24 protein-coding genes are annotated in these 26,329 nt (G+C 72.3%); 10 read left to right on the top strand and 14 right to left on the bottom strand.

Annotated elements, in window-relative coordinates; genetic code table 11:
* Positions 1-89: 89 nt before the first annotated feature.
* The 5 genes from BLW86_RS26070 to BLW86_RS26050 all read right to left on the bottom strand — a co-directional run bounded on the left by BLW86_RS26070 (position 90) and on the right by BLW86_RS26050 (position 3,650).
* On the bottom strand, positions 90-1,238 hold the full coding sequence (locus BLW86_RS26070) for a DUF475 domain-containing protein (protein ID WP_093876289.1): 1,149 nt from the start codon (positions 1,236-1,238) through the stop codon (positions 90-92).
* Positions 1,239-1,266: 28 nt separating this feature from the next.
* Positions 1,267-1,842 carry a TerD family protein gene (locus BLW86_RS26065; RefSeq protein WP_041129058.1) on the bottom strand — a complete coding sequence of 192 codons (576 nt, stop codon included), beginning with the start codon at positions 1,840-1,842 and terminating at the stop codon, positions 1,267-1,269.
* Between the two features lie 82 nt (positions 1,843-1,924).
* On the bottom strand, positions 1,925-2,500 hold the full coding sequence (locus tag BLW86_RS26060) for a TerD family protein (RefSeq protein ID WP_093878868.1): 576 nt from the start codon (positions 2,498-2,500) through the stop codon (positions 1,925-1,927).
* 138 nt (positions 2,501-2,638) lie between these two features.
* Positions 2,639-3,097 (bottom strand): peroxiredoxin, encoded by a 459-nt coding sequence (locus BLW86_RS26055; protein WP_093876288.1) that lies wholly within the window; start codon positions 3,095-3,097, stop codon positions 2,639-2,641.
* Positions 3,098-3,227: 130 nt separating this feature from the next.
* Entirely contained in the window at positions 3,228-3,650 is a 423-nt protein-coding gene (locus BLW86_RS26050) for a DUF3052 domain-containing protein (protein WP_093876287.1), read from the bottom strand.
* Positions 3,651-4,080: 430 nt separating this feature from the next.
* Between BLW86_RS26050 and aceE the strand changes: the two genes are divergently transcribed.
* Both aceE and BLW86_RS26040 read left to right on the top strand, forming a co-directional pair.
* Entirely contained in the window at positions 4,081-6,813 is a 2,733-nt protein-coding gene (gene aceE / locus BLW86_RS26045; protein WP_093876286.1) for a pyruvate dehydrogenase (acetyl-transferring), homodimeric type, read from the top strand.
* 94 nt (positions 6,814-6,907) lie between these two features.
* Positions 6,908-7,759, top strand: a complete 852-nt coding sequence (locus BLW86_RS26040; protein WP_371129677.1) for a potassium channel family protein — start codon at positions 6,908-6,910, stop codon at positions 7,757-7,759.
* Here the strand turns inward: BLW86_RS26040 and BLW86_RS26035 are convergent.
* Both BLW86_RS26035 and BLW86_RS26030 read right to left on the bottom strand, forming a co-directional pair.
* Positions 7,740-8,231, bottom strand: coding sequence for a peptidase inhibitor family I36 protein (locus BLW86_RS26035; protein WP_256341431.1), 492 nt, complete (start codon positions 8,229-8,231; stop codon positions 7,740-7,742). The genes BLW86_RS26040 and BLW86_RS26035 overlap by 20 nt on opposite strands.
* A 132-nt stretch (positions 8,232-8,363) precedes the next feature.
* Positions 8,364-9,986: an MFS transporter gene (locus BLW86_RS26030; RefSeq protein ID WP_093876284.1), complete on the bottom strand. Its 1,623-nt coding sequence runs from the start codon at positions 9,984-9,986 to the stop codon at positions 8,364-8,366.
* Between the two features lie 117 nt (positions 9,987-10,103).
* On the opposite strand from BLW86_RS26030, the gene BLW86_RS26025 reads away from it, so the two are divergent.
* The 7 genes from BLW86_RS26025 (at position 10,104) to BLW86_RS25995 (ending at position 18,041) form a co-directional block, all read left to right on the top strand.
* Positions 10,104-10,763 carry a TetR/AcrR family transcriptional regulator gene (locus BLW86_RS26025; protein ID WP_093876283.1) on the top strand — a complete coding sequence of 220 codons (660 nt, stop codon included), beginning with the start codon at positions 10,104-10,106 and terminating at the stop codon, positions 10,761-10,763.
* A gap of 205 nt (positions 10,764-10,968) precedes the next feature.
* Positions 10,969-12,177: an alpha/beta hydrolase gene (locus BLW86_RS26020; protein ID WP_093876282.1), complete on the top strand. Its 1,209-nt coding sequence runs from the start codon at positions 10,969-10,971 to the stop codon at positions 12,175-12,177.
* 74 nt (positions 12,178-12,251) lie between these two features.
* Complete coding sequence (locus tag BLW86_RS26015; RefSeq protein ID WP_093876281.1) at positions 12,252-13,184, top strand: DUF4429 domain-containing protein; 933 nt, start codon at positions 12,252-12,254, stop codon at positions 13,182-13,184.
* Positions 13,185-13,641: 457 nt separating this feature from the next.
* Positions 13,642-14,985, top strand: coding sequence for a sensor histidine kinase (locus tag BLW86_RS26010; protein ID WP_093876280.1), 1,344 nt, complete (start codon positions 13,642-13,644; stop codon positions 14,983-14,985).
* Entirely contained in the window at positions 14,982-15,665 is a 684-nt protein-coding gene (locus BLW86_RS26005; RefSeq protein ID WP_093876279.1) for a response regulator, read from the top strand. The genes BLW86_RS26010 and BLW86_RS26005 overlap by 4 nt, the downstream gene beginning before the upstream one ends.
* 157 nt (positions 15,666-15,822) lie before the next feature.
* The gene (locus tag BLW86_RS26000; protein ID WP_093876278.1) at positions 15,823-16,803 is read left to right on the top strand and encodes an alpha/beta hydrolase; all 981 of its coding nucleotides are present in this window, start codon (positions 15,823-15,825) and stop codon (positions 16,801-16,803) included.
* A complete protein-coding gene (locus BLW86_RS25995; RefSeq protein WP_256341430.1) occupies positions 16,800-18,041 on the top strand; it encodes an acyltransferase family protein in 1,242 nt (413 codons plus the stop codon). The genes BLW86_RS26000 and BLW86_RS25995 overlap by 4 nt, the downstream gene beginning before the upstream one ends.
* Before the next feature lie 74 nt (positions 18,042-18,115).
* On the opposite strand, the gene BLW86_RS25990 is transcribed toward BLW86_RS25995, so the two are convergent.
* Both BLW86_RS25990 and BLW86_RS25985 read right to left on the bottom strand, forming a co-directional pair.
* Complete coding sequence (locus BLW86_RS25990) at positions 18,116-19,141, bottom strand: aldo/keto reductase (protein WP_093876277.1); 1,026 nt, start codon at positions 19,139-19,141, stop codon at positions 18,116-18,118.
* Complete coding sequence (locus BLW86_RS25985) at positions 19,138-19,557, bottom strand: MerR family transcriptional regulator (protein ID WP_093878864.1); 420 nt, start codon at positions 19,555-19,557, stop codon at positions 19,138-19,140. Before BLW86_RS25985 ends, BLW86_RS25990 begins: the two co-directional genes overlap by 4 nt.
* A gap of 51 nt (positions 19,558-19,608) precedes the next feature.
* Here BLW86_RS25985 and BLW86_RS25980 point away from each other — a divergent pair, with 51 nt between their 5' ends.
* Positions 19,609-20,463: a serine hydrolase domain-containing protein gene (locus BLW86_RS25980; protein ID WP_256341429.1), complete on the top strand. Its 855-nt coding sequence runs from the start codon at positions 19,609-19,611 to the stop codon at positions 20,461-20,463.
* Positions 20,464-20,473: 10 nt separating this feature from the next.
* Here the strand turns inward: BLW86_RS25980 and BLW86_RS25975 are convergent, their stop codons facing one another.
* The 5 genes from BLW86_RS25975 to BLW86_RS25955 form a co-directional block, all read right to left on the bottom strand.
* Positions 20,474-21,169: a hypothetical protein gene (locus tag BLW86_RS25975; RefSeq protein ID WP_143060276.1), complete on the bottom strand. Its 696-nt coding sequence runs from the start codon at positions 21,167-21,169 to the stop codon at positions 20,474-20,476.
* Positions 21,166-22,680 carry a sensor histidine kinase gene (locus BLW86_RS25970; protein WP_256341428.1) on the bottom strand — a complete coding sequence of 505 codons (1,515 nt, stop codon included), beginning with the start codon at positions 22,678-22,680 and terminating at the stop codon, positions 21,166-21,168. The genes BLW86_RS25975 and BLW86_RS25970 overlap by 4 nt, the downstream gene beginning before the upstream one ends.
* 8 nt (positions 22,681-22,688) lie before the next feature.
* Complete coding sequence (locus BLW86_RS25965) at positions 22,689-23,372, bottom strand: response regulator transcription factor (protein ID WP_093876274.1); 684 nt, start codon at positions 23,370-23,372, stop codon at positions 22,689-22,691.
* 62 nt (positions 23,373-23,434) lie between these two features.
* The gene (gene murJ, locus BLW86_RS25960; RefSeq protein WP_093876273.1) at positions 23,435-25,042 is read right to left on the bottom strand and encodes a murein biosynthesis integral membrane protein MurJ; all 1,608 of its coding nucleotides are present in this window, start codon (positions 25,040-25,042) and stop codon (positions 23,435-23,437) included.
* On the bottom strand, positions 25,039-26,226 hold the full coding sequence (locus BLW86_RS25955) for a lipid II:glycine glycyltransferase FemX (protein WP_093876272.1): 1,188 nt from the start codon (positions 26,224-26,226) through the stop codon (positions 25,039-25,041). The genes murJ and BLW86_RS25955 overlap by 4 nt, the downstream gene beginning before the upstream one ends.
* Positions 26,227-26,329: the final 103 nt, after the last annotated feature.

The following is a 26,329-nucleotide window of genomic DNA, read 5'->3' as shown; positions in this document are numbered from 1 at the left end:
ACCACGGCCGTCAGCGCCGCGCACATGCCTGCGGGGCGGCCGGATGCACCGGTCGCCCCGCAGAGAAGCATTCCTCCCCACCGGGGGTGTCACACCCCGGACGGCACCTCGGTCTTGTCGTCCGAGGAGCCGGAGCCGCCCTCGGCCGCCGCGAGCCGCTTGTTGCGGCGGACGGAGGACCAGAAGGACCAGGCGATGAGCAGGACCCCGATGGAGCCGGTGACGATCTCGGGGATCTCGTACTGGATGGTGATCATGAGGACCACGGCCAGGGCGCCGATCGCGTAGTGGGCGCCGTGCTCCAGGTAGACGTAGTCGTCGAGGGTGCCCTGGCGGACCAGGTAGACCGTCAGCGAACGGACGTACATGGCGCCGACGCCCAGGCCGAGAGCCATCAGGACGATGTCGTTGGTGACGGCGAAGGCACCGATGACACCGTCGAAGGAGAAGGAGGCGTCGAGGACCTCCAGGTAGAGGAACATGAAGAAGGCGGCCTTGCCGGCGAGCTGGACCGCGGAAACCTTCTTGCCGCTGCGCTTGGCCTCTTCCTCGGCCTCGTGCTCGCGCTCCTCTTCCTCCTCCAGCCTGTTCTCGAAGTAGCCGGAGAGACCGCCGACGACGAGGTACGTGATGAGGCCGGCGATGCCGGAGATCAGGACCGTCTGCGCCTTGTCGGCGTGCGCGCCGCCGTGCTGGTGGGCGTGGGTCGCGAAGGTCATGGAGGTGATGAGCAGGACGACCAGCGCGATGCAGACCGACAGCATGTCGACCTTGCCGAGCTTGGCGAGCGGGCGCTCGATCCAGCGCAGCCACTGGATGTCACGGTCCTCGAAGATGAAGTCGAGGAAGATCATCAGCAGGAACATGCCACCGAAGGCGGCGATCGACGGGTGCGCGTCGGTCACCAGTTCCTGGTACCTGTCGGCATCGTTCAGCGCGAGATCGACGGCCTCGAGGGGGCCGATCTTCGCGCTGATGGCGACGATCACGACGGGGAAGACGAGGCGCATGCCGAAGACGGCGATGACCACGCCGACCGTGAGGAAGATCTTCTGCCAGAAGGCATTCATCTTCTGCAGGATTCCGGCGTTGACCACCGCGTTGTCGAACGACAGGGAGATTTCGAGGACGCAGAGGATCGCGACGATCCCGAACGCCTCCCACCCCCCGTAGGCCACCGCCACGGCCAAGCCGAGCACAGTGATCGCGAACGACCAGCCGAAGGTTTTCAGAATCACTGTCTACCCCATCGTGAAATTACAGGCTTTACGAAACGTTGACCCCGAAGTCTAGAGCGATGCCCCGAAGCCCGGACGCGTACCCCTGTCCCACCGCCCGGAACTTCCATTCGCCGTTGTAGCGGTAGAGCTCGCCGAAGATCATCGCGGTCTCCGTGGAGGCGTCCTCCGAGAGGTCGTACCGGGCGAGCTCCTGGCCGTCCAGCTGATTCACGACACGGATGAACGCGTTGCTGACCTGGCCGAAGCTCTGGCCGCGGTTGTCGGCGTCGTGGATCGACACCGGGAAGACGATCTTGTCGCAGTGGGCCGGCACCTTGGTGAGGTCCACGATGAGGGACTCGTCGTCCCCGTCACCCTCGCCGGTGAGGTTGTCGCCGGTGTGTTCGACGGACCCCTCGGGGCTGCGGAGCTGGTTGTAGAAGACGAAGTACTCGTCCCCGAGCACCCGGCCGGCCTGGCACAGCAGGGCGCTGGCGTCGAGGTCGAAGGGGGCTCCGGTGGTGGAGCGCGCGTCCCAGCCGAGCCCCACGAGGACCTGGGTCAGGTTGGGTGCGGCCTTGGAGAGGGAGACATTGCCCCCCTTGGCGAGCGTGACGCCCATGATTCGGTTCCTCCCCGGTGGTGATGAGGCACGTCCGGCGCCGCACGGGAGGTGCGGCGCCGGACGGTTCGAACGGTTCGGCTCAGACGTTGACGCCGAAGTCCTGCGCGATGCCGCGCAGGCCCGAGGCGTACCCCTGGCCGACGGCGCGGAACTTCCACTCCGCACCGTTGCGGTACAGCTCGCCGAAGACCATGGCGGTCTCGGTCGAGGCGTCCTCGGAGAGGTCGTACCGGGCGATCTCGGCGCCGCCGGCCTGGTTCACGACGCGGATGAACGCGTTGCGCACCTGACCGAAGGACTGCTGACGGTTCTCCGCGTCGTAGATGGAGACCGGGAAGACGATCTTGGCCACGTCGGCCGGCACGCCGGCCAGGTTGACCTTGACCTGCTCGTCGTCGCCCTCGCCCTCGCCGGTGAGGTTGTCACCGGTGTGCTCGACCGAGCCGTCGGCGCTCTTCAGGTTGTTGAAGAAGACGAAGTCCTGGTCGTTGCGGACCTTGCCCGCCTCGCTCACCAGGATGGCGCTGGCGTCGAGGTCGAAGTCCGTACCGGTGGTGGTGCGGACGTCCCAGCCCAGACCGACGGTCACGGCGGTGAGGCCAGGGGCCTCCTTGGTCAGCGAGACGTTGCCGCCCTTGCTGAGGCTGACTCCCACGAGTCCCTCCATAGGTTTCCAGGGGCAGCGCCCCCAGTCGTGCGTTGGCATCGGATCAACGTCTGGATCCTAGTGACGGGTTCCCGGTCGAAACAGTCGATTCGCCCGGTGAATCCGAGGGTGTCGGCCTCGGGGGGCTCAGAGCGCTTCGAGGGCCTTGACGTAGTCGCGCAGGTCGCGGGCGTCCGACAGGGCGTTCACGACGGTCCAGCGCACGACGCCCTCCTTGTCGATGACGAAGGTGCCGCGGACCGCGCAGCCCTTCTCCTCGTCGAAGACGCCGTAGGCCCGGGAGGCCGCGCCGTGCGGCCAGAAGTCGGAGAGCAGCGGGAACTCCAGCTCCTCCTGGTCGCCGAAGACGCGGAGGGTGTGGATGGAGTCGTTGGAGACGGCGAGGAGCTCGGTGTCGTCGTTGACGAACACCGGGAGGTTGTCGCGGAGCTCGCGCAGTTCGCCGGTGCAGACGCCGGTGAAGGCGAAGGGGTAGAAGAGCAGCACCACGTTCTTCTCGCCGCGGAAGTCGGCGAGCCGCACGGTCCGGCCGTGGTTGTCCTTGAGCTCGAACTCCGGGGCCTTGGTGCCGACCTCGATCGCCATCGCGTACGCGTCCCTTTCGACGGGGCCCGGGCCTTGGGCCATATCGGTGAACCCGGGTGGATCCCACCCTACGGCCTGCGCACGAAAGCCCCCGCCGGCGGACCGGCGGGGGCTTCTCGCAGCGTGGTGATCAGCGCTTGGGGGCGGCCAGGCGGGTGCCCGACCAGTCCTTGGCGACGCTGATGCTCTTGGTCTGGGAGAGACCCGCTGTCTGCGCGGCATCCTGGATGTCGGACGGCTCGATGTAGCCGTCGCGGCCAGTCTTCGGGGTCAGCAGCCAGATGTTGCCGCCGTCCTCCAGAAGACCGATGGCGTCCACCAGTGCATCGGTGAGATCGCCGTCCTCGTCACGGAACCACAGCACGACGACGTCGGCGACGTCGTCGTAGTCCTCGTCCACGAGATCCTGTCCGATGACGGACTCGATGCCTTCACGGAGATCCTGGTCGACGTCGTCGTCGTAGCCGATCTCCTGGACCACCTGTCCGGGCTCGAACCCCAGCCTCGCTGCCGGGTTGGTCCGCTCCTCCGCGTGGTCCGCGGTCGCGCTCACGGCTTGCCTCCTGCTCATTCGGTAAATGCTGTGGGCCACGCGTATGCGCGTGGCGCTGGCCGTAGTCCACACGTGCCGGGGCGGATCGCGCAAGTACCCGGCCGCCGAGACCGCCGAAACGGTGACGTTTGGGGCCGTCTCGCCGCAACTTCCGGCACCTCCGGTCCCTCCTCCGTGATCAGGCACACATGCTTCGTCCCGGTTTGCTGTCTTCTGAGGTTTCAGTCTGCCGAACGCCCGGACGAAACGCATGCGCGGGTTGAGCGTAAGGTTGCGATTTGAGCGCACCCTGGCTTCTGGAAGGCAGGCGAGGCACCCCCCGGGGGTTACCCCTGGGTAAATGTGACGTCCGGCGCCGGTGGGGTACACGATGGACATCTCCCGACCAGCCCGTGGCCCCGTGGGCACCACCGAACAGCGAAGGAAGAGCGTGGCTCCCGGATCCGATCGCAACCCGATCATCATTGGCGGCCTTCCCAGCCAGGTCCCGGATTTCGACCCGGAAGAGACCCAGGAATGGCTCGACTCCCTCGACGCGGCCGTCGACGAGCGGGGCCGGGAACGGGCCCGCTACCTCATGCTCCGCCTGATCGAGCGGGCCCGCGAGAAGCGCGTGGCCGTGCCCGAGATGCGCAGCACGGACTACGTCAACACCATCGCCACCAGGGACGAGCCGTTCTTCCCCGGCAACGAGGAGATCGAGCGCAAGGTCCTCAACGCCACCCGGTGGAACGCGGCCGTGATGGTCTCGCGCGCCCAGCGGCCGGGCATCGGCGTCGGCGGTCACATCGCCACCTTCGCCTCCTCGGCCTCCCTGTACGACGTCGGCTTCAACCACTTCTTCCGCGGCAAGGACGAGGGCGACGGCGGGGACCAGATCTTCTTCCAGGGGCACGCCTCCCCCGGCATCTACGCCCGCGCGTACCTCCTGGACCGGCTGAACGAGGCCCAGCTCGACGGCTTCCGCCAGGAGAAGTCGAAGTTCCCGAACGGCCTCTCGTCGTACCCGCACCCGCGGCTGATGCCGGACTTCTGGGAGTTCCCGACGGTGTCGATGGGCCTCGGCCCGCTCGGCGCGATCTACCAGGCGCGGATGAACCGGTACATGGAGGCGCGCGGCATCGCCGACACCTCCAAGTCGCACGTCTGGGCGTTCCTCGGCGACGGCGAGATGGACGAGGTCGAGTCGCTCGGCCAGCTGTCCATCGCCGCCCGCGAGGGTCTGGACAACCTCACCTTCGTCGTCAACTGCAACCTCCAGCGGCTCGACGGCCCGGTCCGCGGCAACGGCAAGATCATCCAGGAGCTGGAGTCGATCTTCCGGGGCAACGGCTGGAACGTCATCAAGCTGATCTGGGACCGCTCCTGGGACCCGCTGCTCGCGCAGGACCGCGACGGCATCCTGGTCAACAAGCTGAACACCACCCCCGACGGCCAGTTCCAGACGTACGCCACGGAGACCGGCGGCTACATCCGGGAGCACTTCTTCGGCGACGACCACCGGCTGCGGGCCATGGTCGAGGGCATGTCGGACCAGCAGGTCCTGCACCTCGGCCGCGGCGGCCACGACCACAAGAAGATCTACGCGGCCTACGCGGCGGCGAAGGCCCACGCGGGCCAGCCGACCGTGATCCTGGCGCAGACCGTCAAGGGCTGGACTCTGGGCCCGAACTTCGAGGGCCGCAACGCGACCCACCAGATGAAGAAGCTGACGGTCGACGACCTCAAGCGCTTCCGCGACCGGCTGCACATCCCGGTGACGGACCGGCAGTTGGAGGAGGGCCTGCCGCCCTACTACCACCCGGGCCGGGACTCCGAGGAGATCCAGTACATGCACGACCGCCGCAAGGCGCTGGGCGGGTACGTCCCGACCCGGGTCGTACGGGCGAAGCCCCTGGTCCTCCCCGACGACAAGACCTACGCGGCGGCCAGGAAGGGCTCCGGGCAGCAGTCGATCGCCACCACGATGGCCTTCGTCCGCATCCTGAAGGACCTCATGCGGGACAAGGAGATCGGCAAGCGCTTCGTGCTGATCGCCCCCGACGAGTACCGCACCTTCGGCATGGACGCCTTCTTCCCGAGCGCCAAGATCTACAACCCGCTGGGCCAGCAGTACGAGGCGGTGGACCGCGAACTCCTCCTCGCCTACAAGGAGTCGCCGACCGGCCAGATGCTGCACGACGGCATCTCCGAGGCCGGCTGCACGGCCTCGCTGATCGCCGCCGGTTCGGCGTACGCCACGCACGGCGAGCCGCTGATCCCGGTGTACGTCTTCTACTCGATGTTCGGCTTCCAGCGGACCGGCGACCAGTTCTGGCAGATGGCCGACCAGCTGGCGCGCGGCTTCGTGCTCGGCGCCACCGCCGGCCGGACCACGCTGACCGGCGAGGGCCTCCAGCACGCGGACGGCCACTCGCACCTCCTCGCCTCGACCAACCCGGCCTGCATCGCCTACGACCCGGCGTTCGGCTTCGAGATCGCGCACATCGTCAAGGACGGTCTGCGGCGGATGTACGGCCCCGAGGCCGAGGACGTCTTCTACTACCTGACCGTCTACAACGAGCCGATCCAGCACCCGGCCGAGCCCGAGAACGTGGACGTGGAGGGCATCCTCCAGGGCATCCACCGCTTCAGGGCCGCCGAGGCCGGCACGATCCCGGCGCAGATCATGGCCTCGGGCGTCGCCGTGCCGTGGGCGATCGAGGCGCAGCGGATCCTCGCCGAGGAGTGGAACGTCAAGGCCGACGTCTGGTCCGCGACCTCCTGGACCGAGCTGCGCCGCGAGGCCGTGGCCGTGGAGGAGCACAACCTGCTCCACCCGGACGAGGAGCAGCGCGTCCCGTACGTGACGCGCAAGCTCCAGGGCGCCGAGGGCCCGTTCGTCGCGGTCTCGGACTGGATGCGGTCGGTGCCGGACCAGATCTCCCGCTGGGTGCCCGGCCCGTACACCTCGCTGGGCGCGGACGGCTTCGGGTTCGCGGACACGCGCGGTGCGGCCCGCCGCTACTTCCACATCGACGCGCAGTCGATCGTGCTCGCCGTGCTGACCGAACTCGCCCGCGGGGGCAAGGTCGAGCGCTCGGCCCTGAAGCAGGCCGTGGACCGCTACCAGCTGCTCGACGTCGCGGCCGCCGATCCGGGCCCGGCGGGCGGCGACGCCTGACGGACGTCATCGGCCGCTCGTTTCGGCTGGTGAGGGCGGTGGGACGCGGTCCCGCCGCCCTTCGTCGTTCCTTACGATGCCGGTCATGTCCGTCATGAAGCTTCGCTGGGAAGAGCGCACCCAGACCCCGCTCCTGGTGCTCGCGGTCGCGTTCGGCATCGCCTACGCGGTGCCGATCGTGGCTCCCGGCGCCGAGCCGTGGGTGCACCGGCTGTGCACCCACGTCGAGTGGACCGTCTGGGGCGCCTTCGCGCTCGACTATCTCGTCCGTCTCGGGCTCGCCCCGGACCGCTGGCGCTTCGTGCGCGGCCATCCGGTGGACCTGCTGGCGGTGATACTGCCGATGGTGCAGCCGCTGCGGCTGCTGCGGGTCGTCTCCACGCTCCTCCTCGTGGGCCGGCGGGCCCGGATGGCCCCGCAGATAACGCTCACCACGTATGTGGCGGGCGCGGTGGTCGGGCTGATGATGTTCGGCTCGCTGGCCGTGCTGCACGTGGAGCGGGACGCCCCGAACGGCAACATCAAGACGCTCGGGGACGCGGTGTGGTGGTCGTTCACCACGATGACCACGGTCGGCTACGGCGACCACGCCCCGACCACGGGTCTCGGCCGGGTCCTCGCGGTGGGCCTGATGCTCTCGGGCATCGCCCTGCTCGGTGTCGTCACGGCCAACATCGCCGCCTGGTTCATCTCCCGCTTCGACCGGGACGACGCGGTGGAGCGCCGGCAGACGGAGCTCCTGGAGGCGCTCACCCTGGAGGTCCGGGAGCTCCGCGCCGAGGTGGCCCGGCTCTCGGCCGCGTCGGCCTCGCCGGAACCGCTGCCCTCGCCGGCCTCGTCGGCCTCGTCGGAACCGTCGGAACCGTCGGGCTCGCCGAACCCGTCGGAACCGTCGGGGGCGAGCGAGCCGCGCGATGTCCCCTCTCCTACCGCTCCCAGAGCTTGAACGCTCTGACCTCGTAGGCCGTCTGCGGCGCCCAGGTCCCCCTCCCCGGGTACGTCTCGAACTCCCCCGTCTCCCCGCACTCCGCCGACTGGTACGTGGTGACCGGCCGGCCCGTGCGGTTCGCGAGGGACTGGGCCGAGGTGCCCGGCGGCAGGGCGACGCAGCTGTCGATGTCGGTCGTGGCCAGCTCGTGCGTCCACGGCCTGCCCTTGAAGTCGGGCTTCGGCCAGAGACAGAGCCGACCGGGCCCGCAGGCCCCGAGCACGGTCCCGGCCGGGGCGGCGCCGGAGGGCCGGGCGCCGGCCTGCACGGTCCCGGCCGGCGCGGCTGCCGGTACGGCCGCCGTCGGCGCTGCCCGGCCCGCCGGGGCCGCCGGGGCCGCCGGGGCCGCCGGGGCCGCCGGGGCCGCCGTCAGGGCAGCCAGGAGGAGGGCCGTGACGGCCGCGCCGGTGAGGACGGTCTTCGTATACATGCTGATGAACCCCCGTTTCGTCACTCTCTGTAATCACGAGGATGGCGGAGGGTTCCGGGCAACGGAAGAGGGGCCGCCCCCCGTTCACGCGAACGGGTGACGGCCCCCTACGGGAACCCCGAGGGTCGAGCGTCAGATGTGACCGCCCATGCCGCCCGCCTCCGCGTTCTCACCGCGCTTGGTGAGCGTGGCGACGAGGGCCGCGACGACGGCGACGCCACCGGCGACGGTGAAGGCCAGCCCCATGCCGTCGAGGAAGGTGTCGTGGATGACCCCGGTGATCTGCTGGAGGAGGCCGGGGGTCATCCCCGGCGCCTGGGCCAGCTCCGGCGGGGTCATGCCGAACTCGGCGGCCTGCTCAAGGCGCGGGTCGGCCGGGACCGGGATGCCGGCCTCCTTCCAGTTCCCCGCGAAGGAGTCGGAGACCTTCGAGGACATGACGGCGCCGAGCACCGCCGTGCCGAGCGCGCCGCCGACCTGCATGGCGGCCTGCTGCAGACCGCCGGCCACGCCGGAGAGCTCCAGCGGCGCGTTGCCCACGATGACCTCGGTCGCGCCGACCATGACCGGGGCGAGGCCCAGGCCGAGCAGGGCGAACCAGAGGGACATGGCGAGGGTGCCGGTGCCGGTGGTGAGCGTGATCATGCCGAACATCGCGACGGCCGTGCAGACCATGCCGCCGACGAGCGGCACGCGCGGCCCGAACTTGGTGATCAGCGCGCCGGCCAGCGGCGAGGAGACGATCATCATCGCGGTCAGCGGCAGCAGGTGCAGACCGGCGTCGACCGGGCCGAGGCCCTTCACGCCCTGGAGGTAGAAGGTCACGAAGAAGAGGCCGCCCATGAAGGCGAAGGCCATCAGGACCATGAGCACCACACCGGCCGAGAGCGGCACGGAGCGGAACATGCCCAGCGGGATGAGCGGCTCCTTGACCTTCGTCTCCCAGAAGGCGAAGACCGCGAACAGGGCCACCGCGCCGAGCAGGCAGCCCCAGGTGTTGCCGCTCGCCCAGCCCCAGGACTCACCGGCCTTGATGATGCCCCAGATGAGGGCGGCCATGGCGCCGGAGAGCAGCAGGATGCCCAGGAGGTCGAAGGAGCGCGGCGCGTTCTCGGCGCGGTGGTCCTTGAGGATGACCAGGCCGAGCACGAGCGCGAGCACGCCGACCGGCACGTTGATGAAGAAGACGGACTGCCAGTTGACGTGCTCCACGAGGAAGCCGCCGAGGATCGGGCCGCCCGCCGTGGAGGCGCCGATGACCATGCCCCAGATGCCGATGGCCATGTTCAGCTTCTCGGCGGGGAAGGTCGCGCGCAGCAGGCCCAGCGCGGCCGGCATCAGCAGGGCGCCGAAGAGGCCCTGCAGGACGCGGAAGGCGATCACGGCCCCGATGGAGTGCGACAGGCCGATCGCGCCGGAGGCGGCGGCGAAGCCGGCGATGCCGATGAGGAAGGTCTGCCGGTGGCCGAAGCGGTCACCGAGCTTGCCGGCGGTGATCAGGGCGACGGCGAGCGCGAGCAGATATCCGTTGGTGATCCACTGGACCTGGGCGAGGGTGGCGCCGAGGTCCTCCTTGATGGCCGGGTTGGCGATGGCGACGATCGTGCCGTCGAGCGCGACCATCATCACGCCGACGGCCACGCTGAAGAGCGTCAACCACGGGTGGCCGCGCAGTCCCTTCGCCGGGACCGGTACGGGTTCCCGGGCGTCCCCCTGACCCTGCGGGGCCTTTTCCACGGTGGTCTGACTAGTCATGCGAACGAGGCTAATGACAGTCACTGACAATTGACAAAGCGATTCACGCGTCGGTAACTGTCACGTAGCTCACAGGTACGCTGAGCAGGACGAAATGCCTGAAACGAGGACCCTGACGTGACCGTGCCCGGACTGCGCGAGCGGAAGAAGCAGCGCACGCGCGACGCGCTGCTCCGGGTCGCCCTGGAGCTCTTCACCGAGCACGGGTACGAGCGGACCACCGTCGACGAGATCGTCGACGCCGTGGAGGTCTCCCAGCGCACCTTCTTCCGGTACTTCTCCTCCAAGGAGGAGGTCGCCTTCGCCGTCCAGCAGATGGTGGAGGAGCGTTTCGTGCACGCCCTCGGACAGCGCCCACCGGCCGAGGCCCCCCTCGACGCGATGCGCAACGCCGTCCTGTGCGCCTGGGACACCATCGGCGAGGCGATCGCCGAAGTCGTCCCCGTCGAGCTGTACCTGCGCGCGTACCGGATGATCGAGTCGACGCCCGCGCTGCTCGCCGTCCATCTGCGCCGCTCCACCGAGATGGAGGAGACCATCGCCCGGATCATCGCCGCGCGCGAGGGCCTCGACGTCGACGAGGACCCGCGCCCCCGGATCGCGGTGGCGGCGTTCAGCGGGGTGATGCGGGTGACCGGGCAGATGTGGGGCCGGGGCACGGACGGGAGCCTGGAGGCCATCCGCACGCTCACCGAGGAGTACCTCGACCACCTCGGCCCGGCGCTCGCCCCGCACTGGCGGGACCGGGGAGGGAAGGGGCCGGGGACGGCCGCGTAGGCTGTCGGCCTTCCCGCGGGAGGGCCGCCGCGTAGGCTGTCGGCCTTCCCGTGGGAGGGCCGCCGCGCAGGCCGCCGGCTTCCTGTGGGAGCGCCGCCGTGCCGACCGTCTGCTTCCCGTACGAGGGCCTGCGCAGGCCGTCGGCTTCCCGGGCGAGGACCGCCGGATGAAGAGACGTGCGTCGCGCCCCGTAGGGTGGCCGCCCGTGACCTCCGATGCCTCGCCCGCCCTCGTCGCCACGCGCGCGCTCCTCGCACTCGCCGTCGTGTTCGTGCTCCTCGCGACCACCGGGTGGACCACGATCCGGCACCAGCCCGTGCCGTGGCCGTCCCGCGAGGCCGCGCTCGCCGCCTGGGCGCGGGACCGGATCGACCACCGGCCGCTGCCCGACCCGGCCGCCCCGGCCCGTACCGTCGCCGCGTTCTTCGCCGGACTCGGCCCGGCGGGCGGCGCCCGGCTCGCCGCCCGGCACCCGCTCGTCGTCGGCAACCTCAACGGCGCCCCGGTCGCCCTGCGCTACCGCGCCAACCGGATCACCCTCACGCGCGCGTACGCCGCCGAGCGGAACAGGGTCGACGACACCAGGCTCTCCCCCGAAGGCCGGCACGAGGCCCGGCGCCGCGTCGACCGCTTCGCCTCCCTGATGCGGCCCGGCCGCCAGGTCCTCGCCTTCGACCCGACCGGTACGGGGCGGGCCGCCGAGGTCCTCGGGGACCTGGAGCGGGCCAGGCGCGTCTCGGTGATCGTGCCCGGCGTCGACACCAACCTGCTCACCTTCCAGAAGACCCACGGCCGGTACGGCGCCCCCGCCGGCATGGCCGAGGCCCTCTACGCGGCCGAGCGGCAGACCTCGCCACGCGCGCGCGTGGCGGTCATAGCCTGGGCCGACTACACCGCGCCCGTCGGGATCGGCGTCGACGCGGTGACCGGCCGGCTGGCCGAGGAGGGAGCCGTACGCCTGGTGGGTCTCACCGAGTCCCTGCCCCCGGACGCGCGCGTGGCGCTCTTCTGCCACAGCTACGGTTCCGTGCTCTGCGGGGTCGCCGCGCCCCGGCTGCCCGCCCGGGTGACCGACGTGGCCGTGGCCGGAAGCCCCGGGATGCGGGTCGAGCGGGCCGCCGACCTCGACAGCCACGCGCGCGTGTGGGCCATGCGGGACGCCGACGACTGGATCGCGGACGTCCCGCACCTGGAGGTGGGCGGGCTCGGACACGGCGCCGACCCGGTCGCGCCGGAGTTCGGCGCGAGGCTGCTCTCCGCGCACGGTGCGCTCGGCCACAGCGGCTATTTCGAGCCGGGGACGCAGAGCCTGGGCAACTTCGCCGCGATAGGCGTCGGGGCGTACCCGCACCTGGTCTGTGCACGTGCCGACAGCGCTTGCCACGACGGAATATCCGGCACGGAAGGGCTCTGACGCGCGTAGATCACGCAATTTCAGGACCTTTCACAGGGGCGACGCCAGGGCACACGCCGCTTACGATGAGGCGCATGGGTGATGTGCTGGCCGGAATTCATGCCACCTGGGAGCTCGAGAGGGACGCCCTCGTCATCCGCTTCGACCGGGGGATCCGTACGCCGAAGCTCTTCGGAGCGCTGCGCGAGAGACGCGTACCGCACGAGGCGCTGGCGTCCGTGACGCTCACGCCCGGCAAGCGGGGCACCGTCGTGCTGCACGCCGTGCCGAGGCCGGGCGCCGATCCGCTGATGGAGGCGGCCGCGGGGCAGCTCAAGGAGGGCAGCGATCCGTACCGCCTGGTGCTCCCGGCGGAACGCGAGACGCTCGCCGAGCACTACCGGGACGAGCTGCGGGCGCTCCTCGCGTCACGCCCGGGGGCCGCGGGGGCCGCCGGGCACGAGGCGTACGCGCCGGGCGACGGCGAGGCGGGGGGCGTCGCGCCCACCGACCGGTTCCTGGTGGCACCGCCGCCGGGGCCGCAGTCCTTCAAGGCGTACGACGGGAAGGCCAGCTTCGACGGGACCTCGGAGGTCGCCTTCCGCTGGTCCTGGACGGGGGCGTCCTCGGAGAAGTGGAAGGCCGGCGACCAAGTCTTCTCGGTACGGGACCTCTGCGGGGTCGAATGGCGCTCGCCGGACGGCGTCGACGGGTACCTGCGGCTCGTGCCCCGGGACGGCGGGTCCCGGGCCGTCCAGCCCGACCAGGACCCTGCGTGCGTCGTCTTCGGCCGCTACGGGCCGGTGTACGAGTCCCTGACCTTCGCGGCGGCGGTCCTCGCCGCGATCCGGGGCAAGGACCGCGCCCCCGTGCCCGTCGCGGTTCCGGCCGGGGGGCGGGGGGCGGGGCACCGGGATCCCGGGGCGGTGGCTGAAAGGATTCGCCACTTGGGGGAGCTGCATCGGGCGGGGCTGGTTACGGATGCGGAGTTCTCGGCGAAGAAGGCGGAGCTTCTGGCGGAGCTTTGAGGGGGCCTGGGGGCGGGCCGTCTCGCCTCTGCGGGGCGGTGCCCCCGCCTGTGTGGGGCGGTGCCCCCGCCTGTGTGGGGCGGTGCCCCCGCCTGTGTGGGCGCGCACCCGCCTGGGCGGTGCTCCTCCCGCCCCCGCTGGGTGGGCAATCGTCCCGCAGGGCGGGACGGGTGGGCACACGGGACGGCGCCCTTCAGCGGCGCCTCCGCGTTTCGCGCCTGGACCCGCACCGACAGCGCGGCGCATCTAGGGGTGGGGGTCAGGGCGCGGGAGCCTCTGGCGCCGGCAAGGGCGCCGTTCCGTTGTGCCCACCCGTTCCGCCCCAGCGGAACGATTGCCCACAACGGAGAGCGCGGGGGTGGGGTGGCGGGTCCCTCGTCATACCTCGGTATCAGGTTTCACCCCACTCCCCGGTATGACGCCCCGCGTCAGGGGTGCTGCCTACGCTGGGCTCGTCATGGACATCGAATCGCAGCCCCAGCCGCCCGCCGCTCCCCCGCCCGTCGGCCGTCGTCCCGGTGATCGGTGGGCGATCGCCCGGACGCGGGAGGTGTTCCAGGGGTTCGGGGCCGCGCTCACCACCCCCACCGCGCCGGGCGCCCCGCTCCTCGCGGGCGCCCCCGGTCGCTGGGTGCGGCTGCTGCCGTACGTCGTCGCCTTCGCGTTCGTCGCCGCGCTCCTCCCCTCCACCGTCGTGCTCCTCATCAACGACTACGGCGTCAACGGCGCCCTCGCCGGGGCCGTCGGCACCGCACAGACGCTGCCGCTGCTGCTCGCCGTCGCCCGGCCCCTGGAGGCCTGGTGGATCGTCTTCGCCGCCGATGTGCTCGGCGCGCTCGTCCTGCTCGGTTCGGACGGCACGCGCGCGGACTACTGGCCGTGGACCCCGCCGCTGGTCGTCGGCTACTGCGCCCTGATGCTCGCGCTCGGGCTCCGCGAGTCCCGCCGGGCGCTGTTCGGGGTGTGGCTGGCGACCGGCGTGGCCGGTTACGTCCTGGAGGCCTTCCGGCCCGCCGGGTACACCAGCGTCCACACCCTGCTGCTCGTCCTGAGCGGGGTGCTGCTGCTCCTCGCCTCGGCCGTCCGCGCCCGTGGCGAGGCCCAGCGGCGGCTCGCCGAGCAGGAGACCATCAACGAGGCCGAACGGGCCCACCGCACGCTCCTGGAGGAGCGGGCCAGGATCGCGCGCGAGCTGCACGACGTCGTCGCCCACCACATGTCCGTGATCACCGTGCAGGCGGACTCGGCCCCGTACCGCATCCCCGAACTCCCGGACGCAGCCCGCGAGGAGTTCACGTCCATCGCGGCGAGCGCGCGTGAGTCGCTGGCCGAGATGCGCCGGCTGCTGTCCGTCCTGCGCAGTGACGGCGGCGAGGGCGAGCGGGCCCCGCAGCCGGGCCTCGACCGGGTCCAGCAGCTCGTCGAGGCGACCGTACGCGCGGGGGTCCCGGCCGAGCTGCGGCTCGCCGCCGACCTCGGGGAGGTGCCGCAGGCGGTGGACCTGTCCGCGTACCGGATCGTGCAGGAGGCCCTGGCCAACGTCGTGCGGCACGCGCCGGGCGCCTCGACCCGCGTATCGGTACGGGCCGACGAGGGATGGCTGACCGTCCTCGTCGTCAACGGGCCCTCCCTGGAGGAGGGTTCCGGCGTCGAGCGGGGCGCTCCCGGCACCGGTCACGGGCTCGTCGGCATGCGGGAACGCGTACGGTTGACCGGCGGCTCGCTGGACACCGGGCCGCTGCCGGACGGCGGCTTCCGCGTCGCGGCCAGGCTTCCCCTGCGTACGAAGGACACCGAGTGACCATCCGCGTGATCATCGTCGACGACCAGGCCATGGTGCGGGCCGGTTTCGCCGCCCTGCTCGCCGCGCAGCCCGACATCGACGTGGTCGGCGAGGCGCCGGACGGGCGGCAGGGCGTGGAGGTCGCGCGCTCGGCGCACCCGGACGTCGTCCTGATGGACGTGCGGATGCCGGAGCTGGACGGGCTCGCGGCGGCCCGGGAGATCCTGCACCCGCCGGCCGGGGTCGTGCACCGGCCGAAGGTGCTGATGCTGACCACCTTCGACGTCGACGACTACGTGTACGAGGCGCTGCGCGCGGGCGCGTCCGGCTTCCTCCTCAAGGACGCGCCGCCGGCCGATCTCATCGCGGCGGTACGGGTGGTGGCGGCCGGCGAGGCGCTGCTCGCCCCGTCCGTGACCCGCCGCCTCATCGCCGACTTCGCGGCCTCGCGCCCGGCGCCCCGCCGGGACACCACGGCGCTGCGCCTGAACGGGCTCACGCCGCGCGAGACGGAGGTCCTGGAGCTGATCGCCCGGGGCCTGTCCAACCAGGAGATCGCGGACAGCCTGGTCCTCGCCGAGCAGACGGTGAAGACCCACATCGGCCGGGTCCTCGCCAAGCTGGACCTGCGCGACCGGGCGCAGGCGGTGGTCTTCGCGTACGAGTCGGGGCTGGTCACGCCCGGGGAGTCGCGTTAGCACCCGGGGGAAAACCCCACCCCCTACCGGGTGTTGGCTGCTCCTCCACCCCCTACCCGGGTATCCCAAGGGAGTTGGCTCCCCGGTGTGACGTGCCGCCACCCGCCCTCTTCCTACCTTCCTCTCGCCAACGACGAGAGCAAGGGAGGGCGGGCCGATGCACCGCTTCACGAGGACCCTGATCACCGCCGCAGTGGTGACCGGCGTGATCGCCGGGACGGCCGGCTGGGCGTCCGGGAACAGCCAGGAGGCCGTGACCGGGGCCCCGGCCGGGACCGCGGCGTGGCGGGCCGCGGGGCTGCCCGACCCGGAGCGGATGGGCCCGGCCGAGGTCGCGCGGTTCTTCGCCGGGCTGAGTCCCGTACGACAGAGGGAGCTGGCCCGCACGCACCCGACGGTCGTCGGGAACCTCGACGGGGCGCCCCTGGAGCTGCGGTACGAGGCCAACGCCCGCTCCACGCGCGAGGAGTTCGGCGGGGCGCGGGTCCTGGCCCACGATCCACGCGGCCGGGGGCAGGTGGCCCTGGTCTACGGGGACCTGGCGCGGGCCGAGCACGTGGCCGTGATCGTGCCCGGCTCCGACGTCGACGCCGACCACGTGCGGCCGCTCGCGGACATGGCGACGTCCCTGCGCCGGGCGACCGGCAGCCGCACCGCGGTCGTCGCCTGGGCCGGGTACACGACACCCGTCGGGGTCGGCCTGGACGCGGCCACCGGCCGGCTCGCCGAGGCCGGGGCCGGGCGGCTGACCCGGTTCACGGACGGGCTCGCCGCCGTCGGCGCGGCCGAGCCGACCCTCTTCTGCCACAGCTACGGCTCCGTGGTCTGCGGTCTCGCCGCGCACGAGCTGAAGGCCAAGGACCTGGTGGTCTTCGGATCCCCCGGGATGCGCGCCGAGAACGTCTCCGAGCTCGGCACCTCCGCCCGCGTCTGGGCGGCGAAGGATCCCACCGACTGGATCGACCGGGTGCCGAACGTCGAGTTCGCGGGCCTCGGGCACGGTGCCGACCCCACCGACCCGGCCTTCGGGGCGCGCCCCGTCCCGGCCGAGGACGCCAACGGGCACGGCGGCTACTTCGCGCCCGGCACCGCCTCCCTCCGTGCGTTCGCCGCGATCGCCGAGGGGGACGTCCGATGAAGACCCTGACGAGGAAGACCGGGGCGACGAAGACCGGGGCGACGAAGACCCTCGTCCGGAAGATCGAGGCCTCCACGCCCGCCCACCGCGACCGGGCGGTCGACGGACTGCGCGCCCTCGCGCTGCTCGCCGTGCCGACCGGGCACTGGCTGCTCGGCGGTTTCACGCTCTCCGCCGACGGCGCGATCCACAACGCGAGTCCGCTGGGCACCTTCGCCGGTCTGGCGCCCGTCAGCTGGGTCCTGCAGATGCTGGGGATCTTCTTCCTGGTCGGCGGGTACGCCTCGGTGCTGTCGTACCAGCGGCGAAAGGGCTCCACGCGCGCGTGGCTCGGTGGTCGGCTCGCGCGGCTCGGCCGCCCGGTGCTCGGGGTCACCGCCGTGTGGGCGGCGCTGCTGCCGGTGCTGCACTTCGGTCTCGGGGTGCCCGTGGACACGCTGCGGACGGCGTCCACGCTGGTGAGCCAGCCGCTCTGGTTCGTCGGGGTGTACACGGTGGTCACCGCCCTGACCCCGCTGTGCGTGCGGGCGGCCCGCCGCCTCGGGGTGTGGGCCGCGGCGCCGCTGCTCGGCTCGGTCGCCGTCGTCGACTTCCTGCGGTACGGGCCGTACGCCGACGCCGTGCCGTCCTGGCTGAGCCTCCTGAACATCCTGCCCGGCTGGCTCTTCGCGTATCAGCTCGGCGTGTCGTGGGGCGAGGGCCGGGTCACCCGGCGCCACGCGTGGGGGCTGCTGCTCGGCGGCGCCGCGCTCTTCGCCGCCCTGCTGCTGGTCTTCGGCTACCCGGCGTCGATGGTCGGCGTCCCCGGCGAGGCCCGCACCAACTCGCACCCGCCGTCGCTGCTCGTCCTCGCCCTCGCCGCCGCGCAGAGCGGTGCGGCGATCCTGCTCCGGGACCGGCTCGGCGCGCTCCTGAGGCGGCCCGCGCTGTGGGCGCCGGTCGTCGTGGTCAACCTGTCCGCGATGACGATCCTGTGCTGGCACCAGACGGCGATGCTCACCGCCGCGATCCCCGCCTCGTACGCCGGTGAGGTCGCAGGCCTGGTGGGCGCGCCCGACTCGGTGGGCTGGATCCTCGCCCGGCTCGCCTGGATACCGGTCTTCGCCGGTCTGCTGGTCCTGATCGGCCGGTACGCGCGCGTCTTCGAGGCCCCGTGGGCGAAGACCGGCCCGGCCCGCCGCACCCTGGCGGGTCTCCTCGCGGCGGGCTTCGCGGTCTTCGCCCTGGGGCTGGCGTGAGCGTGCGGGTGCTAGGGCGTGTCCGGAAAGTCCCGCCTGGCTCGCGACGCCCGGCCCGATCGGCAAGACACCCCCTACGCCTCGCGGGCCGCCGAGGTGTGGCTCATGTCCGGGTAGCGGTCGCCCGCCACCAGGCCGGCGATCGGCTCGAGCTCGGCGAGTTCGGCGGCGGTGAGGGTGATGCGGGTGGCGGCCGCGTTCTCCAGGAGGCGGGAGCGCTTGCGGGTGCCGGGGATGGGGACGACGGTGAGGTCGTGCACGGCGGCGCGCTGCTGCACCCAGGCGAGGGCGATCTGGGCCGGCGTCGCACCGTGGGTGGCGGCGATCTTCCGGACCGGGTCGAGGAGGGTCGCGTTCCGCTCGGCGTTCTCGCCGGTGAACCGGGGCTGGTGCTGGCGGAAGTCGCCGCCCGACAGCTCCTTGCCGGCATCCGCGAACGCGCCGGTCAGGAAGCCGCGGCCGAGCGGCGAGTACGGCACGAAGGTGACGCCGAGCTCGGCGGCGGCGCCGACGGCGCTGCGCTCCACGTCCCGGGAGAAGAGCGACCACTCCGACTGGAGGGCGGCGATCGGGTGCACCGCGTGGGCCTCGCGCAGCTCGGACCCGGTGACCTCGCTCAGGCCCAGGAAGCGGACCTTGCCCTCCTGGACGAGCTCGGCCATCGCGCCGACGGACTCGGCGAGGGGGACCTGCGGGTCGCGGCGGTGCATGTAGTAGAGGTCGATGGTCTCGATGCCGAGGCGGCGCAGGCTGCCCTCGACGGCCTTCCTGATGTACGCGGGGTCGTTGCGGATGCCCCGGTACGTCGGGTCGTCGGCGCGGCGCTCTATGGCGAACTTGGTGGCGAGGGTGACCTCGTCGCGGTGGGCGGCGAGGAACGGGGCGAGGAACTCCTCGTTGGCGCCGCTGCCGTAGACGTCGGCGGTGTCGATGAGGGTGACGCCGACCTCCAGGGCCGCGTCGAGGGTGTCGCGGGCGGCCGCCTCGTCGGTGTCGCCGTAGAACTCGCTGATGCCCATGGCGCCGAAGCCCTGGACGCCGATCTCCGGTCCGTCCTGACCGCCGAGACGTACGGTGTCGATCCTGGTCACACTGGTCATGAAGGTGCTCCTCCGCTTGCGGTCCCGTAATGGCCGATCTTGATGTCGAGCACGGCGAGCGTGTCCTGGAGCTCGGCGATCCGGGCGAGGACGTCGCGCCGGGTGGCCTCCAGGAGCTCCCGCCGGTCGTCCCTGGTGTGGTCGCCCTCGCGCATCAGCTCGGCGTACCTGACCATGTCGGCGACCGGCATCCCGGTCAGCCGCAGCTTGCCGACGAAGGTCAGCCAGCCGAGGTCCTGCTCCGTGAAGCGGCGCTGTCCCGTGTGCGAACGGTCGACCTGCGGCAGCAGCCCGATCCGCTCGTACCAGCGCAGGGTGTGGGCGGTGAGCCCGGTCAGGGCGGCCACCTCGCTGATGGTGTAACGGTCCTTCCCCGTAAGTCCGGTCGTGCTCGCGATGCTCTCGGTCACGCTCATGGTCTCCACGCTAAAACGTTCGAGTGCACTCGAAGCAAGTAGGCTCGGCCCATGCACAGCAGCTTGCCGAGCCTGGCGTCGATCGAGAACTGGCCCGTCCCCACCGCGGCCGCCGCCGTCGTCCGCGCGGACGGCACCCTGGCCGGGTCCCACGGCCCCACCGGGCGGCGCTTCCCGCTCGCCTCCGTCACCAAGCCGCTCGCGGCGTACGCCGTCCTCGTCGCGTACGAGGAGGGGGCGATCGACCTCGACGAGCCGGCCGGGCCCGAGGGCGCGACCGTCCGCCACCTCCTCGCCCACACCTCGGGGCTCGCCTTCGACGAGGACCGGGTCATGGCCGCGCCGGGCACCCGCCGGATCTACTCCAACACCGGCTTCGAGGCCCTCGGCGACCACGTTGCCAAGGCCACCGACATCCCCTTCTCCGAGTATCTGCACCAGGCGGTCCTGGAGCCCCTCGGCATGGCCTCGACGACCCTGGAGGGCTCGCCCGCGAAGGACGGCGTGTCCACCGTGGACGACCTGGTGCGGTTCGCCGCCGAGGTGCAGGCGCCGCGGCTGCTCGACGCCCGGACCGTCCTGGACGCGATGACCGTCACGTACCCCGGTCTGACCGGCATCCTGCCCGGCTACGGGCACCAGAAGCCGAACGACTGGGGGCTCGGCTTCGAGATCCGCGACGGCAAGTCCCCGCACTGGACGGGCTCCGGCTCCTCCCCGCGCACCTTCGGGCACTTCGGACAGGCCGGCACCTTCCTGTGGATCGACCCGGACGCCGCGTGGGCGGGCGGGAACAACAGAGGGGCCGCGTGCGTGGCCCTCACCGACCGGCCCTTCGGGCCGTGGGCGGTCGAGGCGTGGCCGCCGTTCACGGACGCGGTGCTCGCGGACCTGCGCGGGCGCTGACGGGAGTCCCTCAGGTCTCGCAGCGGGTCGTCGGGAGCGTGCCGTCGACGCCCACCAGGCTCACGTCGACCATGCCCCCGCCGTCCTCGGCGTACGCGGCCGTGCACACCAGCTGCTGGACGGCCGCCTCCGACAGGCCCCTGACGGGGAACGGCGACCGGAGCCGGACGACCCGGCGGCCCTCCGGGGTCAGGATCTCGGTCGCCTCGGCGTGCGCCGGCTTCTCGGACACCGGGAGGTCCGTGGTCAGGCCCGCGGCGGTGTCGGCACCGGCCGGGCCGGCGAGGAGCGCGGCGAGCGCCCTGTCGATGGGGACCTGGGGGCCGTGCGTGTCCTGTGCCCACCCCGAGCCCAGCCCTTGGGCCTTCCGGTCCTCGGTCGACTCGGAGTCGCCCGAGGCGAACGCCGGGTCGGGGACCGGCGGCCCGAGCTCACGGACCACCGGGACCGGCCGGCCGCCCGGTCCGAGGAAGTAGAGCACCATGCGGAACTCGGGCGCCGGCGCGACCGCGACGGTCGCGGCGCCGCCCGCCTCCACGACGTCGCTCTCCTGGATGCCGCAGGCGGCGAGCGCGACCGTGCCGAACAGGACCGCGGCGGCCGTCCGGCGGTGCGCAGCCGTCCGGCCGCTCGCAGCCGTTCGGAGCCTCTCAGCCCTCCGGCCGCTCGCAGCCGTCCGGCGGCCCGGGGTCGCCCGGCGCCTCACAGCGGCATCCGTACGGTGAAGACCGCCCCGCCCGCCGGGTGGTTGGCGGCGCGGACGGTGCCGCCGTGCAGCCGGACGTTCTCCAGGGTGATCGCCAGACCGAGGCCGCTGCCCGCCGAACGAGTCCTGGCCTGGTCGGCCTTGTAGAAGCGGTCGAAGACGTGCGGCAGCACGTCCGGGTGGATGCCCGGCCCCCGGTCCGCGACCTCCGTCACCAGCTCGTCCCCCTCCGCGTACAGCCTGACCGTCACCGGCGCGGCCCCGTGCCGCAGCGCGTTGCCCACGAGGTTGGCGACGACGACGTCGAACCGGCGCGGGTCGAGCCGGGCCCTGATCCCCTCCTCAAGGTACGGGACGACCTGCGCCGGGTCGGTCCAGTGCCGGTGCTGGAGGGTCTTGCGGACGCAGTCGGCGGCGTCGACCTCGTCGGTGTGGAGCTCGGCGGCGCGCGCGTCGAAGCGGGAGATCTCCATCAGGTCCTCGACGAGCACGGCCAGCTTCCCGGTCTCGGCGCTGATCAGCCGGACGGCGCGGGCGGTGTCGCTGTCGAGGCTCCCGGCGTCCTCGTCGAGGACCTCGGTGACCGCGAGCATCCCGGCGAGCGGGGTGCGCAGTTCGTGCGAGACGTCGGAGGCGAAGCGGCGGGCGCGGGCCTCGGCGTTGCGGAGTTCCGCGACGGAACGTTCCAGCTCGGCGGCGGACTCGTTGAACGTGCGGGCGAGATCGGCGAGTTCGTCGCTGCCCTTCGCGTGGATACGGGTGTCGAGCCGGCCCCGGCCCATGCTGTGGGCCGCCCGCCGCAGCTCCCGTACGGGGCGGAGCACGCCGCGCGAGGCGATGAGCGCGGGGATCAGGGCCACGGCCAGCGCCGGGAGGGCTCCGTCACGGGCCGCGGTCACCATGGCCTCGATGTTCGCCTCCTCCTCGTCGAGTTCCATGACCGCGTAGAAGACGAGGCCGGTCGGCTGGGCCGTCCCCTGGCTCGCGTGCGTCCGGAACACGGCGGGGACGGCCATCGTCAGGTACGGCGTGCCGTTCTTCACCACCCGCTGGAAGCTGCCGTGCGGGGTGGCCGGCCGGGCCTGGGCGCGGGCCCGCAGCTCGGGCGTGATGACGGAGGAGGTGGGGCGGTCGGTGGAGGAGACGCGGACCGTGCCGTACTCGGCGTAGACGCGCCAGGGACGGGGTTTCCCCTGGCGGGCGATGGTGAGGACCACGTCCCGCAGGGAGTCCGCGTTGACCGGCAGGCTGATGACGAGCGGGTCGACCTGGTCGCGCAGGGCGGAGACGGCGGTGTCCTGGGTCTGCTCCAGGATGGCGTTCCGGGCGGCGCGGTAGGTGAGCGCGGCGGTGGTGCCGCAGCCGACGGCCGCGACGAGGAGGAAGGCGAGGACGAGCCGGGTGCGGAGGCCGAAGGGGTGGAGGCGGGGGCCGCGGGCCCTGCGACGACGTCCCGGGGCCGGTCCGTCGTCGTTCCCGCCGTCGTTCCCGCTGCCCGGCTCCGGGCTCACGCAGGCCCTCACAGGGGGCCGAAGCGGTAGCCGAAGCCCCGCAGGGTCTGGATGTACCGGGGCTCGCCCGGCGTGTCCTCGATCTTGTTCCGCAGCCGGCGGACACAGGCGTCCACCAGCCGGGCGTCCCCGTGGTAGCTGTGCTCCCAGACGTGCTCGAGGAGCTGCTGCCGGCTGAAGACCTGCTCGGGGGCGGCCGTGAGGTGCAGCAGCAGCTTCAGCTCGGAGGGGGCGAGGGCGACGCGCTCGCCCGCCTTGGCGACGGTCAGGCCCGCCCGGTCGATCGCGAGCTCCCCGTGGAACTCGACGGCGGACCGGCCGGCGCCGGGCTCCTCGATGCGCCGCAGCACGGCCCGTATCCGGGCCTCGATGACCTCCGTACGGGCGGGCTTGACGATGTAGTCGTCGGCGCCGGCCTCCAGACCGATGACGACGTCGAAGTCGTCTCCCCGCGCGGTCAGCATGATGATCGGCAGCTGGCTGCTCTCGCGGACCCGGCGGCAGACCTGGACGCCGTTCATGCCGGGCAGCATCAGGTCGAGGAGCAGCAGGTCCGGCCGGAACTCGCCGAGCGCGGCGAGACCCGCCTCGCCGGTGGGGGCGGTACGGACCTCGTGCCCGCGGCGACGGAGGCCGAGCTCGACGCCTTCGCGGACGGAGGGGTCGTCTTCTATGAGGAGCACGCGGGGCATGTGTGGAGTATCCCAAGGTCGGGCGGGGGTGACGGTCTTCGGGTGCGTCCGCGCGCGGGGGTTCAGGGGCGGCGGAGACGGGCGGTCGTCGAGTGGAGGAGGGTTTGGAGTTCTGTGAGGCGGAGGGGGCGGGCCAGGAGGACGAAGACCGTCAGGATCGTCGCCGCTCCCGCCAGGCCCGCCACCACCGCACCCCCCGTCTCCACGGCGTCCGCGACGAACAGCCCGTACCCCGCCGCCGGCACCGCCGCCACGAGGAGTCGCGCCAGTGCGGACATCGCGTCGCCCGTGCCCTCCCCCAGTCGGCGCCGCAGCGCGTACGCCGTCACCGCCCAGCCGGCCCAGAGCGCCAGCGAGTACGCCGCCGCCATGCCCGTGACCGCCCAGCGGGTCGGGAGGTAGTGGGAGGCGGCGAGGGAGAGGGCGGCGTTCAGGCCGGCGATGACCAGGTTCAGCAGGAACGGGGTGCGGGTGTCGCGCAGGGCGTAGAAGGCGCGGGTGCACACGTACTGGCCGGAGAGGGCGACCAGGCCGGGCGCGAAGGCCATCAGGGTCCAGGCCATGGCGCGTACGTCGTCGCCGGTGGTCGCCCCGTACCGGAAGACGACCGTCATCAGCGGGACGGCGAGCGCGAGGAGCGCGCAGGCGGCGGGGACGATCGCCGCCGCGCTGGTCCGCAGCGCGTAGGAGACGTCCCGCCGGACCCCCGCGAGGTCGCCCTCGGCGGCGGTCCCGCTCATCCGGGGCAGCAGCGCGGTGACGAGGGAGACGGTGATGATGCCGTGCGGGACGGTCCACAGGAGGTAGGCGTTGTTGTACGCGGCGAGGCCTCCGCCGCTGACCGTCGGATCCGTGCCCGCGGAGGTGGCGAGCCAGGTGGTCACCCAGTACGCGCCCTGGTTGGTGAGGACGAGCAGGACGAGCCAGCCCGCCGAGCGGAGCGGGGCGGCGAGGCCGCTGCCGCGCCAGTCGAAGCGGGGCCGCCAGCGGAAGCCGGCGGCGCGCAGCGAGGGCAGCAGGGCGAGGGCCTGGACGGCGATGCCGGCGGTCGTGCCCCAGCCGAGGAGGGCGGTCTCCCCGGAGGTGAGTTCGCCACCGTCGCCGACGGCGAGGAAGAGGCCGAAGACGGTGACGGCGACGACGTTGTTGAGGACGGGGGTCCACATCATGGCGCCGAACCGGCCCCGGGCGTTGAGGACCTGTCCGAGCAGGGTGAAGAGTCCGAGGAAGAAGATCTGCGGCAGGCACGTGCGCGCGAAGGCGATGGTCATCTCGCGCTGTGCGCCCACGTAGTCGGTGTACGTGTCGACGATGAGCGGGGCGGCGAGCACCGCGACCGTGGTGAGCACGGTCAGGGCGAGGGCGCACAGGGTGAGGAGCCGGTCGGTGTAGGCGACGCCGCCGTCCTCGTGCTCCTTGGCGGCCTTGACCAGTTCGGGGACGAAGACGGCGTTGAGCGCCCCGCCGAGGAGCAGCATGTAGACGATGGTGGGGACGGAGTTGCCGACGGCGTATCCGTCGGCGACGTAGCCCGCGCCGAGCGCCGCGGCGACGACGGAGGCCCGCACGAAGCCGGTGGCGCGGGAGACGAGCGAGCCGGCGGCCATGAGGGCGCCGCTGCGCAGCGCGGAGGCCTTCCGTGGAGGTGCGGTGAGGGTGGTGGCCGTCATCGGCGGGCCAGATAGGCCTGGAAGGCGCGGTACAGCGCCCCGTTGGTCGTGCCCTGCATCGGAATCTCCCACTCCCCCAGCGTCTCGACGACCTGTCCGCCCGTGCCGAGCTTCCAGCGGAGGAGGCCGTGGGCGCGGTCGTCCGGATCGAGGGTGGAGGGTACCCCGCGGAGGTCGTAGACGGCGGCGCCGAGGGCGTGGGCGTCGAGCAGCATGCGCCACTGGAGGGCGTTGGAGGGGCGGACCTCGCGGCGGTGGTCGGCGGAGGCGCCGGTCTGGTACCAGACGCGGCCGCCCACCGCGAGCATGGTGTGCGCGGCGAGGATCTCGCCCTCGTGGCGGGCGAGGTAGAGCTTCATGCGGCCCGGCTGCTCGGCGTTGAGGACGGCGTACTGGCGCTCGTAGTACGCGAGGGAGCGGCCGAGCCGGAAGCCGTCGCGTTCCTCCGTGATGCGCAGGAGGCGGTAGAACTCGGGCAGGTCGGCGGCGGAGCCGACGACGACCTCGACGCCGGACTTGCGCGCCTTGCGGACGTTGCGCCGCCACTCCTGGTTGAGGCCGGTCCACAGGTCGTCGGTGGAGCGGCCGGCGAGCGGGACCTGGAAGACGTGCCGGGGCTGGGCGTCGGCGCCGTCCTCGGAGTCGCCGCCGCACTTGCGCCAGCCGCGGGCGCGCAGCCGTTCGACGACGGCGGTGCCCAGCGGGTCGACCTCGTCTGCGAGAACGTCGGAGAGCCGGCGGCCGGGCCCGCCGGCGGCCTTGACGGTGGCGGCGTTCCACCGGCGGTAGGCGGGCCCGGGCCCCATGCGGACGGCGAAGGCGCCCAGGGAGCGCAGATGGCCGAGGAGCGGGGAGAGCCAGCCGTCCAGGTCGGGGTCGGCCCAGTCGGCGACGGGCCCTTCGGGCAGGTAGGCGAAGTACTTCCGGGTGCCGGGGAAGGGGCGGAGGAGGACGAGCGCGACGCCGGAGAGCTCCGCGCCCTCCCGCCCCCATCCGACGAGCTGGTGGCTCCAGCCCTCCTTCACCTGGGCCCAGGAGGGGAGTTGGAGGAAGCTGGGCCCGTCCGCACCGGAGCGGGAGCCGAGGAAGGCGCGGTACGCCTCGGGGGTCACGGACCCGAGCCTGACCGGCCCTGCGGGGGCGCGGCGGTCGGTGGGTGCGGCCGTCACGAGCAGCGCTGACACAACGGGAGCCTCCTTGTTCCGCCCCTCGGTGGTCGGGGCGCACAGCAGGCTCACAGCCGAATTCGACGGGTGCGCGCGGTGATTGTGACCGGACGATGACCGT

The organism is Streptomyces sp. TLI_105, assembly GCF_900105415.1.
In the GTDB taxonomy this organism is placed as follows: Bacteria; Actinomycetota; Actinomycetes; order Streptomycetales; family Streptomycetaceae; genus Streptomyces.
This window is presented reverse-complemented; position numbering and strand designations above follow the sequence as displayed.

Excerpts from the sequence above, each read along its gene's own strand:
- BLW86_RS26065 (WP_041129058.1), bottom strand. The coding sequence starts at position 1,842 with ATGGGCGTCACGCTCGCCAAGGGGGGCAATGTCTCCCTCTCCAAGGCC.
- BLW86_RS26055 (WP_093876288.1), bottom strand. The coding sequence starts at position 3,097 with ATGGCGATCGAGGTCGGCACCAAGGCCCCGGAGTTCGAGCTCAAGGAC.
- BLW86_RS26040 (WP_371129677.1), top strand. The coding sequence starts at position 6,908 with ATGAAGCTTCGCTGGGAAGAGCGCACCCAGACCCCGCTCCTGGTGCTC.
- BLW86_RS26035 (WP_256341431.1), bottom strand. The coding sequence starts at position 8,231 with ATGTATACGAAGACCGTCCTCACCGGCGCGGCCGTCACGGCCCTCCTC.
- BLW86_RS26030 (WP_093876284.1), bottom strand. The coding sequence starts at position 9,986 with ATGACTAGTCAGACCACCGTGGAAAAGGCCCCGCAGGGTCAGGGGGAC.
- BLW86_RS26015 (WP_093876281.1), top strand. The coding sequence starts at position 12,252 with ATGGGTGATGTGCTGGCCGGAATTCATGCCACCTGGGAGCTCGAGAGG.
- BLW86_RS26010 (WP_093876280.1), top strand. The coding sequence starts at position 13,642 with ATGGACATCGAATCGCAGCCCCAGCCGCCCGCCGCTCCCCCGCCCGTC.
- BLW86_RS26000 (WP_093876278.1), top strand. The coding sequence starts at position 15,823 with ATGCACCGCTTCACGAGGACCCTGATCACCGCCGCAGTGGTGACCGGC.
- BLW86_RS25995 (WP_256341430.1), top strand. The coding sequence starts at position 16,800 with ATGAAGACCCTGACGAGGAAGACCGGGGCGACGAAGACCGGGGCGACG.
- BLW86_RS25990 (WP_093876277.1), bottom strand. The coding sequence starts at position 19,141 with ATGACCAGTGTGACCAGGATCGACACCGTACGTCTCGGCGGTCAGGAC.
- BLW86_RS25985 (WP_093878864.1), bottom strand. The coding sequence starts at position 19,557 with ATGAGCGTGACCGAGAGCATCGCGAGCACGACCGGACTTACGGGGAAG.
- BLW86_RS25980 (WP_256341429.1), top strand. The coding sequence starts at position 19,609 with ATGCACAGCAGCTTGCCGAGCCTGGCGTCGATCGAGAACTGGCCCGTC.
- BLW86_RS25965 (WP_093876274.1), bottom strand. The coding sequence starts at position 23,372 with ATGCCCCGCGTGCTCCTCATAGAAGACGACCCCTCCGTCCGCGAAGGC.
- murJ (WP_093876273.1), bottom strand. The coding sequence starts at position 25,042 with ATGACGGCCACCACCCTCACCGCACCTCCACGGAAGGCCTCCGCGCTG.